The organism is Streptomyces sp. 1331.2, assembly GCF_900199205.1.
Lineage (GTDB): Bacteria > Actinomycetota > Actinomycetes > Streptomycetales > Streptomycetaceae > Kitasatospora.
In genome coordinates this window covers 420727-432479 of record NZ_OBMJ01000001.1, presented here as the reverse complement: position 1 = coordinate 432479, position 11753 = coordinate 420727, and the positions used below count along the sequence as shown (strand labels likewise).

Annotated in this window: 10 protein-coding genes; 3 read left to right on the top strand and 7 right to left on the bottom strand. The window is 75.0% G+C overall.

Annotated features, from left to right (window positions below; all coding sequences use genetic code 11):
* Positions 1 to 1149: 1149 nt before the first annotated feature.
* On the bottom strand, positions 1150 to 2490 hold the full coding sequence (locus tag CRP52_RS40740; RefSeq protein WP_097234783.1) for a protein kinase domain-containing protein: 1341 nt from the start codon (positions 2488 to 2490) through the stop codon (positions 1150 to 1152).
* Positions 2491 to 2834: 344 nt separating this feature from the next.
* On the opposite strand from CRP52_RS40740, the gene CRP52_RS02030 reads away from it, so the two are divergent.
* Positions 2835 to 4334, top strand: coding sequence for an MFS transporter (locus tag CRP52_RS02030; RefSeq protein ID WP_183107373.1), 1500 nt, complete (start codon positions 2835 to 2837; stop codon positions 4332 to 4334).
* Between the two features lie 199 nt (positions 4335 to 4533).
* Here CRP52_RS02030 and CRP52_RS02025 read toward each other — a convergent pair whose 3' ends face one another.
* A complete protein-coding gene (locus CRP52_RS02025) occupies positions 4534 to 5391 on the bottom strand; it encodes an ABC transporter permease subunit (protein ID WP_097234782.1) in 858 nt (285 codons plus the stop codon).
* Positions 5388 to 6299 (bottom strand): ABC transporter ATP-binding protein, encoded by a 912-nt coding sequence (locus CRP52_RS02020; RefSeq protein ID WP_097234781.1) that lies wholly within the window; start codon positions 6297 to 6299, stop codon positions 5388 to 5390. The genes CRP52_RS02025 and CRP52_RS02020 overlap by 4 nt, the downstream gene beginning before the upstream one ends.
* A gap of 135 nt (positions 6300 to 6434) precedes the next feature.
* Between CRP52_RS02020 and CRP52_RS02015 the strand changes: the two genes are divergently transcribed.
* Both CRP52_RS02015 and CRP52_RS02010 read left to right on the top strand, forming a co-directional pair.
* Positions 6435 to 7646 carry a sensor histidine kinase gene (locus tag CRP52_RS02015; protein WP_097234780.1) on the top strand — a complete coding sequence of 404 codons (1212 nt, stop codon included), beginning with the start codon at positions 6435 to 6437 and terminating at the stop codon, positions 7644 to 7646.
* Positions 7643 to 8317 (top strand): response regulator, encoded by a 675-nt coding sequence (locus tag CRP52_RS02010; protein WP_097234779.1) that lies wholly within the window; start codon positions 7643 to 7645, stop codon positions 8315 to 8317. The genes CRP52_RS02015 and CRP52_RS02010 overlap by 4 nt, the downstream gene beginning before the upstream one ends.
* Positions 8318 to 8338: 21 nt before the next feature.
* Here the strand turns inward: CRP52_RS02010 and CRP52_RS02005 are convergent, their stop codons facing one another.
* The 4 genes from CRP52_RS02005 to CRP52_RS01990 all read right to left on the bottom strand — a co-directional run bounded on the left by CRP52_RS02005 (position 8339) and on the right by CRP52_RS01990 (position 11706).
* A complete protein-coding gene (locus CRP52_RS02005) occupies positions 8339 to 9178 on the bottom strand; it encodes an SAM-dependent methyltransferase (RefSeq protein WP_097234778.1) in 840 nt (279 codons plus the stop codon).
* A 162-nt stretch (positions 9179 to 9340) separates the two neighbouring features.
* On the bottom strand, positions 9341 to 10090 hold the full coding sequence (locus CRP52_RS02000) for a hypothetical protein (RefSeq protein WP_179852654.1): 750 nt from the start codon (positions 10088 to 10090) through the stop codon (positions 9341 to 9343).
* 201 nt (positions 10091 to 10291) lie between these two features.
* A complete protein-coding gene (locus CRP52_RS01995) occupies positions 10292 to 11332 on the bottom strand; it encodes a DUF1648 domain-containing protein (RefSeq protein WP_257032232.1) in 1041 nt (346 codons plus the stop codon).
* Between the two features lie 26 nt (positions 11333 to 11358).
* Positions 11359 to 11706, bottom strand: coding sequence for a GntR family transcriptional regulator (locus CRP52_RS01990; protein ID WP_097234776.1), 348 nt, complete (start codon positions 11704 to 11706; stop codon positions 11359 to 11361).
* Positions 11707 to 11753 lie beyond the last annotated feature (47 nt).

Below are 11753 nucleotides of genomic sequence, written 5' to 3'. Positions count from 1 at the left end.
CGCAGCGCCCTGTTCGACAGCGCGCCGACCCCGTGCCGGCTCTACGCCTCCCGCCGGGCCGAGGACACCTTCGTCGGCCTGCGGCCCGGGCCGTCCGGCGACTACGAGCTGATGGCCCCGTTCGCGCCCCAGGACCTCGCCTGGTGGGTGCAGCTCCAGGTGCAGTTCTCCAACGGGCAGCCGATCCCGCTGCCGAAGGCGATGGAGGAGCTGACGGCCGAGCAACTGGCCTTCCTGCTGGTGCTGGTGGACGCCTACAAGACCGCCTTCTTCCGTTCCTTCGCCGGCCGGCGGCCCGAGCCCGCGCCCGTCACCGTCTCCCTGGCGGACGTCCTGGAGGCCCAACAGGACGCGCTCCGGGTGGCCGACCGGCGCTGGATCAGCCACTGCGTCGCGGAGCTGTTCGCCGCCCAGCTGCACCCCGGCGGGCGGACCGGCGCGGCCCTGCCGGAGGTCACCGCCGACGTCGCCGAACGGGAGCTGCGCCGCTACGCGGACGCCGGGGACCTCGAACCGGCCGGGACCGGTGACCCGGAGGCCTACGAACTCGGGCTCACCCTGGCGACCTTCGCCGGCACCCTGTTCACCTGGATCAGCCTGCTCTCCCTGCACGACATCCAGGTGGTCGGCCACGAAGCGGGCCGGCCCGTCGCGCAGGAGGACGTGGTGCTGTTCGTCGTGACCGAGCCGACCGTCTGGGCGCTGGCCAGCCAGGGCCTCACCCACGCGGGCCGGGACTGGTCGGCCGTCCGGTTCGGGCTCCGGGCGCTCGGCGTCGTGGAGGCGTGCAACCTGGCCGCCGAGTTCCTGAGGCCGATCCCCGACCTCTCACTGCCCGAGGAGGTCTACCGCCCGAAGCCGGCCGCGGCGGACGTCACCGAGCAGCTCAGCCGGCCCCCGCACCGCCGCCCGGGCCGCCCCCACCAACGTCGGGCCCGTCTTCCGCCCCACGCACCGCGTCCCGTCCGGCGGCATGTCCGCCTGGGCCGCGCCGGACCCGTCCCTCGCAGCCCTGACCAGGATCGACGGGAGGGTCGAACTGCAGGTGCTCGAACGGGCCGGGGACTGGGCGCACATCCTCTGCTCCAACGGCTGGTCGGCCTGGGTGGACGGCCGGCGGATCGAGCGGATCGGGCCCTGACACGCGGTTCACGGGATCGTGAAGGTGTTCAGCGCGGTGGCGAGGACGGGCTGGTAGGCGGCCCAGTCGGACTCCGGGGTGGAGAGGTAGACGGTGTACTCGGTGCCGTTCGGGGCGAGGAAGGACTGCGCGCCCAGGTGGGCCGAGCCGAAGGTGAACTCCCAGGAGGCGCCCGGGTTGCCCTGGTAGGTGTTGGTGCGCAGGTCGATCCGGGAGTAACCGCCCTGCTGGGTCAGTGACCGCTCGATCTGGAGGAAACCGTCGAGGGGGGCCTGTCCGGCCGGGTTGGGGACGACGGTGAATCGCAGGATGTGGCCACGGTTGTCCGGCGAGTAGTCGCCGGCGCCCATGCCGTTGTCGGTCCTGGTCCAGCCGATGGGCGCCGCGAAGCTGAAACCCGCCGGGTCGGTGGTCCGGACGTAGCCGGGCGGCACCTCGGCCCCGGGGGTCTGCGCCGGGGTGCTGGGGGCCGGGGTGCTGGGCGCCGCGGGCGACGGCGACTCGGTGGCCGGCGGGGGAGTGGTCGGCGACGGGGTGGTGGGCGTCGTCGTGGGCGTCGCGGGTGTGGTCTGCGGAGCCGACGGTTCGGTGCTCGGCGGCTGGACGCCCGACGGCGGCCCGGTCGCCGACGGAGGCACCGACGGGCTCGCCGTGCCCGCCTGGTGGTGCGTCCCCCCGCGGCCGACCAGCAGGAACACCACCCCGCCGAGCACCGCCAGCGCGAGGACCAGGGCCGCCACCCACACCCCGGGCCGCCGCCGCGCCCCCGCCGCCCGGGGAGCCGGTGGTCCGGTCGGCGGCCCGGCCGGTGCCGCAACCGCGACCGTCTCCCGGGCCGGCAGCGCCTCGGCCGTCGCCGGGCCGACGGTCAGGCCCGCCGCCACCCGGTCGAGCATGTGCCCGGTCCACTCCGCCCCCGGCCGCTGCCCCGGGTCCGGGCGCAGCAGCGACGCGATGACCGGCGCGAGCGTCCCGGCTCGCCGGGGCTCCGGCGGCCGCTCCGCCGGGCCCGGCCGTCTGCCGGGGAACGGCGGCCGGCCCTCGACGGCCGTGAACAGCGTGGCACCGAGTGACCACAGATCCGTCTCCGGGCCTGGCGCCCGCCCGGCGGTCCGCTCCGGGGCCAGGTACTCGGGATCCCCGTCGTACGGGCCGTCCGCGAACTCGGCGAGTACGGCCCGCCCGCCCTCCAGCTGCACCCGGGCCGGCTCGACAGCCCCGTGCACCAGCCCCTCCCGGTGCCCCCGGACGAGCGCGGCCAGAACCTGCGCGCCGACCCGGGCCGCGTCCCGGGGCGCCAACGGCCCGTCGGCGGCGATCACCTCGGCGAGGCTCCGCCCAGTGCTCATCGTCCCGCTCCCACCGTGCCTGGACCCCCACGGCCAGTCTTCCGCCCGATCCCCCCACCGGCCATCGGGCGCCGGGAGCGGACCCTTTCGGGACGGGGGCGATGGTCGGACCTCGGCACCACACCTTCGCGCCGTTCTGCGAAGGGTCGTGGGCCGGGAGGTCGTAGGCCAGGTCCTCGGTGAGCAGGCGCCAGGCGATGGCGTCGGCGGCGGTGCGCAGTCGTGGGCTGCGGGGGCGGCCGGCGTCGGCGTCGAGGCGGGCGTTGAGCCAGTCGGACCAGGCGCGGGCGGGGGGTACGGCCCGGGTGGCGGGGCCCGGTGGGCCGGGTGACGATGAGGCTCCCATGACCGTCCAGCCTCCGCGCGGCACCGCGCACTCGGACCCGCCCGGCGCCTCCGCCGCCGGAGGGCGGGCCGACGCACGGCGCTGGCGGGCGCTCGCGGTCTGCCTGGTCGCCGGGTTCATGACCCTGCTGGACGTCAGCATCGTCAACGTCGCCCTGCCGACCGTACGGGCCGGGCTGCACATGTCGGAGAGCGGACTGCAGTGGGTGCTCAGCGGCTACGCGCTGGCCTTCGGCCTGGTGCTCGTCCCGGCCGGGCGGCTGGGCGACGCGCGCAGCCGGCGGGCCGTCTTCCTCACCGGGCTCGCCCTGTTCACGGCGGCCAGTGCGCTGGCCGGCGCGGCACAGGACCAGGAGTGGCTGGTGCTGGCCCGGCTGTTCCAGGGCGCGGCGGGCGGCGTGCTCGTCCCGCAGGTCTCCGGCTTCATCCAGACCCTCTTCCAGGGCCCCGAACGGGGCCGGGCCTTCGGCGCGCTCGGCGCGACCATCGGGCTGTCCACCGCCGTCGGCCCGCTGCTCGGCGGCCTGCTGATCCACCTGTTCGGCCCGCAGGACGGCTGGCGCTGGGTGTTCCTGGTCAACCTGCCGATCGGCGTCGCCGCCCTGCCGATCGCCCACCGGCTGCTCCCGCCGCCCCCGCCCGCCGCCGAGCGGGCCGGGCACCGCGACTTCGACCCGGTCGGCGTGCTGCTGCTCGGCGCCGGGACGGTGGCGCTGCTGCTGCCGTTCGTCCAGGAGAAGCAGTGGCACAGCCCGGCCCGCTGGCTGCTGCTGCCGGTGGCGGTGCTGCTGCTGGCGGCCTTCGTCGGCTGGGAGACGCACTACGCGCGGCGGCGGGAGCCGCTGGTGAACATGGCGCTGTTCCGGGTGCGCCCGTACGCGGCGGGGGTGTTGCTGTCGCTGGTGTACTTCGCCGGGTTCACCGCGATCTTCTTCATCTTCACGCTGTACCTGCAGGCGGGCCTGCACTACTCGGCGCTGGCGGCGGGCGTGGCGATCACCCCGTTCGCGGTCGGCTCGGGCGTGGCCGCGGCGGTGGGCGGGCGGCTGGTGAGCCGGCTCGGTCGGCGGCTGGTGGTGGCCGGGCTGCTGCTGGTGCTGGCCGGCCTGCTGGCCTCGGCGCTCGCGGTGCAGTGGTGGTCGGGACCGTGGGTGGGCTGGACGACGGCGCTGCCGCTGCTGGTCGCCGGGGCGGGCAGCGGGCTGGTGATCTCCCCGAACCAGACGCTGACCCTGCAGTACGTGCCGGTCGCCCGGGCGGGCAGCGCGGGCGGCGTGCTGCAGACCGCACAGCGGGTCGGTTCGGCGGTGGGCATCGCGGTGGTCGGCTCGGTGTTCTTCGCCCACGCCGGCGGCCGAAACCCGGACTGGGCGCTCGCCTTCCAACTGGGCGTCACGGTCGCGGCGGGCCTGGTGCTGGTGGCGCTCCTGGTGGCGGTCGCGGACACGGTGGCGGGGCGGCCTCCGCAGCGGCGGGACGCGGCAGGGGGCGGGTCATGACCGACGGGACTGCGGCGGCCGGGATCGGGGCGGACGGGACTGCGGCGGCCGGGATCGGGGCGGACAGGACTGCGGCGGCCGGGGCCCCGCCGGTCCGGCCGGCCGCCCGCCGGCACGGGGGGCGTGCCGCGGGCGCTCAGCCGGGCCGAGCGGGCTCCGGGGAGCATCGCGGCCTTCCGAGCCGCGCGGGAGGTCGGGCTCAGTGGTCCCGGCGGCGGATGACGACGGCCGCGACCGCCAGCGAGACGAGCGGCCACACCAGGTAGGTGATCCACGCGCCCGCGACCGTGGCCGGGTAGTCCGTCGGACGCCGGTGCGCCAGGGAGATCAGCGCCAGCCGGTTCCAGGCGGCGAGCGGCATGGCGTGCAGCAGGTCGGCGCTCCAGCGGTAGGTCTCGGTGAAGAACGACGGGAGGACGAAGAGCACCAGCACCACACCCACCACGGCGGCGGCGGTGTGCCGGACCACCACGCCCAGGCCGAGCCCGACCAGCGCGCAGACCGGGCCGAACAGCGCGGCGGCGGCCACGTACCGCAGGGCGAGCGGTTCGGTGATGGACTGCCCGATGCCGAGCCCGGACAGGATCGCCTGGCCGGCGCCGAAGGAGACGCCCGCGGTGAGCACGCCGAACCCGAGCATGACCGAGGCCAGCACGCACGCCTTGGCGAGCAGCACCGCGCGGCGGTCCGGGACGGCCGCCAGGGTCGTGCGGATCAGCCCGGTCGCGTACTCGCCGGCGATGACGATCACGCCGACGGCGCCCGCGACGAGCATCAGGATGGTGGCGGAGGCGCTGATGTAGGAGTCGTTCAGCGCCACTTGGGCCATGGCCGCCGGATCGCCGTCGCCCGGTACGTAGTGGTCGCGGGTGTACAGCGCGGACTTGAGGTTGGCGGCGACGATGACCAGGGCGCTCAGTCCGAGCACCCAGGGGATCGAGCGAAGCGACCAGAACTTGATCCATTCGGCGGCGAGCAGGTCGGAGAAGCGGGCGCGCGGCTCGGGGCGGGCAGTAGGGGCGGTGGGGACGGTCCGGTCGAGGGTCGTGCTGCTCATCGGGGCTCTCCGGCGGGGTATTCGACGCTGTCGGCGGTCAGTTCCATGAACGCCTCCTCCAGGGAGGCGCCGCGGGTGGTCAGGGTGTGCAGCAACAGGCGGTGTTCCAGGGCGAGTTCGCCGATCCGGGTGGCGTCCGGGCCGGTGACCTCCAGGTCGCCGGCCGGGCCGGGCCGTACGGTGGCGCCCGCGGCCGTCAGTACGGCGACCAGCCGGTCGGGTTCGGCGGCCCGGACGGTGACGGTGGCCCGGCCGGCGCGGGCGGCGAACTCGGCCAGGCTCTCGTCGGCGATCAGCCGGCCGCGGCCGATCACCACCAGGCGGTCGGCGGTGTGTTCCATCTCGGCCATCATGTGGCTGGAGACGAACACCGTCCGTCCCTCGGCGGCGAGGCGCCGGAACAGCCCGCGCACCCAGAGCACGCCCTCCGGGTCCAGCCCGTTCAGCGGCTCGTCGAAGAGCAGCACGGGCGGATCGCCCAGCAGCGCACCCGCGATGCCCAGGCGCTGCTTCATGCCGAGCGAGTAGCCGCCGATCCGCCGTCCGGCCGCCCCGGCCAGCCCGACCTCCTCCAGCACCGCCTCGACCCGCGCGGCCGGGACCGCGTTGCCGCGGGCCAGCGCCCGCAGGTGGGCCCGGCCGGTGCGCCCGCCGTGCACGTCGCCCGCGTCCAGCAGGGCGCCGACGTGGCGCAGCCCGCGCGGCCGGCTGCGGAAGGGCACCCCGTCCACGGTGACGCTGCCCGCGGTGGGGGAGTTGAGGCCCAGGACCATCCGCAGGGTGGTGGACTTGCCGGCGCCGTTGGGGCCGAGGAAGCCGGTGACATGGCCGGGGCGGACGGTGAAGGTGAGGCGGTCGACGGCGGTGGTGCGGCCGTACTGCTTGGTCAGCCGGGTGACTTCGATCATGGGTCCAACGGTGCCGGGACGGGCTGCACCACCGCATCGGACCGGCGCTGACACCGGCTCACCCCGGCTGTCACCCCCGGATGTACAACCACGGTCCGATGACGCAGCCGTCGCCCCTCGTTACGATCTTGAACCATGCCTTCGACCACCTCCCCGCCGCTGTTCCGGCGCGTCCCGCCCGAGGTCTGGGTCGGACTCGCGTGGTGCGCGGCCGCCGCCTACCCCGCCGTCCTGCTCGGCAGCACGGCCCGGCAGTACGGCGGCGCCGCCGCACACGGCGGCCTGGCGTTCACGCTGGCCGACACGGCGGTGGCCTTCACCGGCGCCGCCCTGGTGCGCCGGCTGCCGGTGCTCTCGGTCGCGCTGTTGCTGATCGCCACCTGGACGGAGACCGACGGCTGGGCCGGGGGCACCCAGGTGCCGCCCGCCGCGCTGCTCGCCGTGGACGCCGCGCTCTGCCTGATCACCGCCACCCAGCCGCGGCGCACGTCGCGGGCCGCGTTCACCCTGGTCATGGTCTTCCTGGTGCTGCACATCGGCCTGGTGCGCGGCAACACCGTCGGGATCTTCACCGGCACCCACATCGGCTCCGCCGACGGCGCGGCGCTGCTCGCGCTGGTCGCCTGGTTGGTCGGGCGTTCGGTGCGGCAGAACCGGGAGCACGCCGAGGCGTTGAGCACCCGGGCGGCCGCCGAGGCGGTCACCGCCGAACGGCTGCGGATCGCCCGCGAGATGCACGACACCGTCGCGCACAGCCTGGGCATCGTCGCCCTGCAGGCGGGTGCCGCCCGCCGGGTCATCGACAGTCGGCCCGAGCGGGCCAAGGCGTCGCTGGGCGAGATCGAGGCCGCCGGGCGGGACACCCTGGCGGCGCTGCGCCGGATGCTGGTCGCTCTGCGCCGCGCCGACGGCGAGGCCTCGGCGACCGCCCCGCAGGGCCTGGCCGACCTCGACCGGCTGGCGGAGGCCACCACCGCGGCGGGAGTGCGGGTGGAGGTCCGGCGGTTCGGCGACCAGGAGCCGCTGCCGCCGGAGGTGGACCTCGCGGCCTTCCGGATCGTCCAGGAGTCGGTCACCAACGTGGTCCGGCACGCGGACGTCCGCGCGTGCGTCGTCTCCGTCGACCGCCGCACGGCGGGGGAGCTGTCCGTCGAGGTGACCGACCGGGGCCGGGGCCACGGCACCGCCCCGGGCAGCGGCGTCGGGCTGGCCGGGCTGCGCGAGCGGGTCGCCCTGCTGCACGGCGGGTTCGAGGCCGGGCCGCGTCCCGGCGGCGGGTTCCGGGTCGCGGCCACGCTGCCGGTCCCGGCCGCCGTTCCCGCAGCCGGGGCGGAGGCACGGGCATGATCCGGGTCATCCTGGCCGACGACCAGCCGCTGGTGCGGGCGGCGCTGGAGATGGTGATCGCGGAGACGGCCGACGTCGAGGTGGTCGGTGAGGCGGGCACCGGGGCCGAGGCCGTCCGGCTGGCCGCCGAACTGCGCCCGGACGTCGTGGTGATGGACATCCGGATGCCCGGCATGGACGGCATCGAGGCCACCCGGCTGGTGACCGCCGCCGACGGCCCGACCAGGGTGGTGGTGCTCACCACCTTCGACGAGGACGAGCACGTCTACGCGGCGCTGAGCGCGGGGGCGTCCGGGTTCCTGGTCAAGGACATGGCGCTGGACGACATCCTGGGCGCCGTGCGGGTGGTCGCCGCCGGGGACGCCCTGATCGCCCCGAGCGTGACCCGGCGGCTGATCGGCGCCTTCGTCGGCGGCCGACCGCCGCAGCCGGGGACCGCCGCGGTGACGCCCGCCCTCCGGCGGCTGGAGGCGATCACCGGGCGCGAGCGGGAGATCCTCACCCTGGTCGGCCGCGGCCTCTCCAACCCCGAGATCGCCGCCGAACTGGTGCTCAGCATCGCCACCGTCAAGACCTACATGACCCGGCTGCTGGCCAAGCTCGACGCCCGCGACCGGGTGCACCTGGTCATCCTCGCCTACGAGGCGGGCCTGGTGACCGTCCCCGGCTGACCAGGCCTGCGTCCTGACGACTCACCGCTTGATCGCCACGCCCGCGTACATCGCGATGTCCCGGTCGCGGACGGGTGCGGCGTCGGCGTCCGGGCGCCAGTGGTGGACCAGGGTGACGCCCGGGTCGAGCAGGTCGTAGCCGGTGAAGAAGGCCTCGGTCTCGGCCTTGTCGCGGATCTGCAGCGGGATGCCGCGCGCGTTGTACTCCCGGCCGACACCGCCCACGCCCACCGGGTCGGTGTCGCCGGTGAAGACCGTCAGGGCGAGGAAGCTACCGGGCGCCAGGGCGTCCATGAAGCGGCGCACGATGCCCTGCGGGTCGTCCGAATCCAGCACGAAGTGGACGATCGCGATCAGCGACAGCGCCACCGGCTGCGAGAGGTCCAGCACCTCGCGCAGCCGGGGGTCGTCGATGATCGACTCCGGGTCGCGGAAGTCGGCGTCCACGTAACAGGTGCGTCCCTCGGGCGTGCTGGACATCAGCGCCCGCGCGTGGGTCAGCACGATCGGGTCGTTGTCCACGTACGCCACCCGCGCCCCGGGGGCGATCGCCTGGGCGATCTCGTGCACGTTCGGCGAGGTGGGGATGCCGGTGCCGATGTCCAGGAACTGCCGCACGCCGTACTGCTCGGTGAGGTGGCGCACCGACCGCTGCATGAAGTCGCGGGTGGTGCGCATCGAGATCGGCAGCGAGGGCCAGGCCCGCACCGAGGCGTGCGCCGCGGTCCGGTCCGCCTCGAAGTTGGTCTTGCCGCCGATCAGGTAGTCGTAGACGCGGGCGGAGTGCGGGACGTCCATCCGCAGGTCCACCGGGGAGTGCTCCTCCTGCGGACCGCGCTCCGCCCGGACCTCGTTCGCCATGCTCGCCCTCCCGTGGGGAATCCCGTCACCGGCCGCCCGGGGCGGCGGTCCTTGGAGCGCATGGTAACGGCCATCGGTACGACGAGATGATGAACCCTCAGTCTGAGCCTTCAGCCTGAGCCCTCGGTTTGAGTCCTCGGTCTGAGTCCTCGGTCTGAGCTCTCAGGCTTGGGCCTCCGGCTGGCTCGCCTCCACCGCCCGAGCGCCCGGCTGCCGGGGGACGGCGGCCGGGTCGGACTCGCGCCGGCCGTGCCGCGCGAGTTCGAGCGCGGCGCCGAGCCAGGCCACACCGAACGCCCAGGTCGCCAGCCACTCGCACAGGTACAGCGGCCGGATCTCCCAGCCCTTGCCGATGCCCGTCGCCCCGGCCACGACGGAGAGCAGCAGCGCGACCAGGATCACCACCCCGGCCGTCAGGTAGGCGGCACCGACCGCGGCCGGCTGGGTCGATCGTGGGTTGCGGAAGGAGTAGAGGCAGAACATCGCCAGCATGACGAACAGCAGGCTCGCGAAGACGAGATGGAACACCCCGACGGTGCGCTCGATGTCCGAGGCGTCCGACGGGGAGGTCGGGCACAGCGCGACCCCGACCGCGAAGAACCCGGCCGCCGTGCTCCAGCGGTCGTCCCGGCGGTCGAAGCGGTAGCAGATCAGGAACACCCCGAGGGCGCACAGGGCGCCGACGAAGACGTTCCGGGTGTCGGTGTAGTACGAGGCGCTCATCGAGCCCGGCCAGTAGCCGTCGGTGCTGCGCCCCGTCACCAGGGCGGCCAGCCAGTTGCCGAACGGCAGGGCGACCGGCAGCAGGATGCCGATCAGTCCGACGCCGAGGCGCAGGAATGTGACGGTCCGTTCGTCCTGGACGCCCCGCCGGGCGTCCGCTGGGTTCTGCGTGCGTGAGTCGTGCGTCACGGACGCCTCCTTGCCTGGGTGCGGGCGCTTGAGCCCGCGCACTTCTCGGGCCGCGGGGGACAGGACGGGGGGCGGTGTCGACGGCACCGCCGGACCTGAGCGGCCGTCAACTGGTGTACCCGCATCGACGTTCGAAGCACCACCGAATGGAGTGGTTTAGGACGTATCCGGTGACCCCGGGCCCGTGACCGGTGGTCCGGCTCAGCCCGTCGGCTGCCCGCTGCGCGCGATCAGCGCGTTGAGCAGGGCAGCGCCGCGCTCGGCGTCGTCCACGCTGACGGCGAACTCGGCGCCCTGGCGGGTGCGCACCACCAGGCAGGCGCCGCGGCGCAGCATCACCGTGGTGCCGCGGCTGTTGATCCGGTAGCCCCAGCCGCCCGCCTGGGCGGCGGTGCGCTCCTCGGCGCGCGCCGAGACGAGGTCTTCGGGAGCCCAGTGCCGGGCGGGCCGGCCGAACGGGCCGAAGCCGACGGTCAGGCCCCGGGAGGTCACCCTGGCCTGCACCGAGGAGCAGGTGAGGACGGCGAGGGCGGGGAGCCCGAACGACAGCGCGATCGACCAGTCCGGCCCGGCCAGTCCGCTCGCGGCCGTCAGCGCGCCCGCCACCGCGGCCAGCCCGAGCACGGCGGCGAGCAGCTGCAGCCAGGGGTTGGCGGCCCGCGACAGCCAGACGAACCGCTCGCCCGCCGGCACCTGCAGCACCGGCGACCCGGCCGCCGGACGCTGCTCGGCCGGGCCCGCGTTCCGCCGGCCCGCCAGCCAGGCCAGCGTCGTGGCCCCGGCAGTGGCCAGCATGATCAGGACCACCTCGATGCCCATCGGCGCGGCGTCCTGCCAGCGGACGCGGTCCAGGTTGGCGTGCACGATGGAGGTCTGGGCCCCCGTCAGCAGCACTCCACCGCCTGCCAGCACCGCCGCCGCCGCGCCGGGCGTCCGCAGGTCCCAGTAACGCCGGGCGAGCGCCGAGAGCGCCACCAGCACCAGCCACAGACCCGCCGGGAACAGCACCGCCGCCGTCAGCGACATCGAACCGTCCGGATCCCGCCCTCCCCAGTGCGTGGCCAGCGGGTCCGGCAGCCGGTGACGCGCCGCCAGCGGCAGCGCGACCAGCAGCGCCAGCACGCCGACCGACCAGACCGCCGCACCCCAGAGCGCCCCCCGGCGTGCACCCCGACGCGCCGGCTTCCCGGCCCCGGGCTGCACCGTTCCTGCTCCCTCGTCCGTCACACCTTCGTCCGTCACGCCTTCGTCCGTCGCGCCTTCGTCCGTCACGACATCCCCCTGATCATCTCCACGAGATCGTTCCTGCTGTAGCCGGACCTGGCCGCGTCGGCGACCAACTGCCGCACCCGCTCGACCAGTTCGGAGCGGGTGTCGGCGCCGGCCGCGATCGTGATGCCCCGGCCCCGGCGGAACTCCAGCAGCCCCTCGTCGCGCAGTGCGCGCAGCCCCCGCAGGACGGTGTTGCTGTTCACGCCCAGGGCCCGGGAGAGCTCCCGGGCCGGGGGCAGCTTGTCCCCCGGGGCGCACTCACCCTCGGCGACGGCCCGTCTGATCGCACCTGCGACCTGTTCGTGCAGCGGTCGGGTGTCCCCGACGTCCAGCTTCAGCAGCATGATGCTAGTGACGATAGCACCATTCATGTCATCTACCGCGCTGCCCC

What these genes read in the sequence shown, in the direction of transcription:
- CRP52_RS40740 (WP_097234783.1), bottom strand. Translation starts at nt 2,490, where the DNA reads ATGAGCACTGGGCGGAGCCTCGCCGAGGTGATCGCCGCCGACGGGCCG.
- CRP52_RS02030 (WP_183107373.1), top strand. Translation starts at nt 2,835, where the DNA reads ATGACCGTCCAGCCTCCGCGCGGCACCGCGCACTCGGACCCGCCCGGC.
- CRP52_RS02025 (WP_097234782.1), bottom strand. Translation starts at nt 5,391, where the DNA reads ATGAGCAGCACGACCCTCGACCGGACCGTCCCCACCGCCCCTACTGCC.
- CRP52_RS02020 (WP_097234781.1), bottom strand. Translation starts at nt 6,299, where the DNA reads ATGATCGAAGTCACCCGGCTGACCAAGCAGTACGGCCGCACCACCGCC.
- CRP52_RS02015 (WP_097234780.1), top strand. Translation starts at nt 6,435, where the DNA reads ATGCCTTCGACCACCTCCCCGCCGCTGTTCCGGCGCGTCCCGCCCGAG.
- CRP52_RS02010 (WP_097234779.1), top strand. Translation starts at nt 7,643, where the DNA reads ATGATCCGGGTCATCCTGGCCGACGACCAGCCGCTGGTGCGGGCGGCG.
- CRP52_RS02005 (WP_097234778.1), bottom strand. Translation starts at nt 9,178, where the DNA reads ATGGCGAACGAGGTCCGGGCGGAGCGCGGTCCGCAGGAGGAGCACTCC.
- CRP52_RS01990 (WP_097234776.1), bottom strand. Translation starts at nt 11,706, where the DNA reads ATGCTGCTGAAGCTGGACGTCGGGGACACCCGACCGCTGCACGAACAG.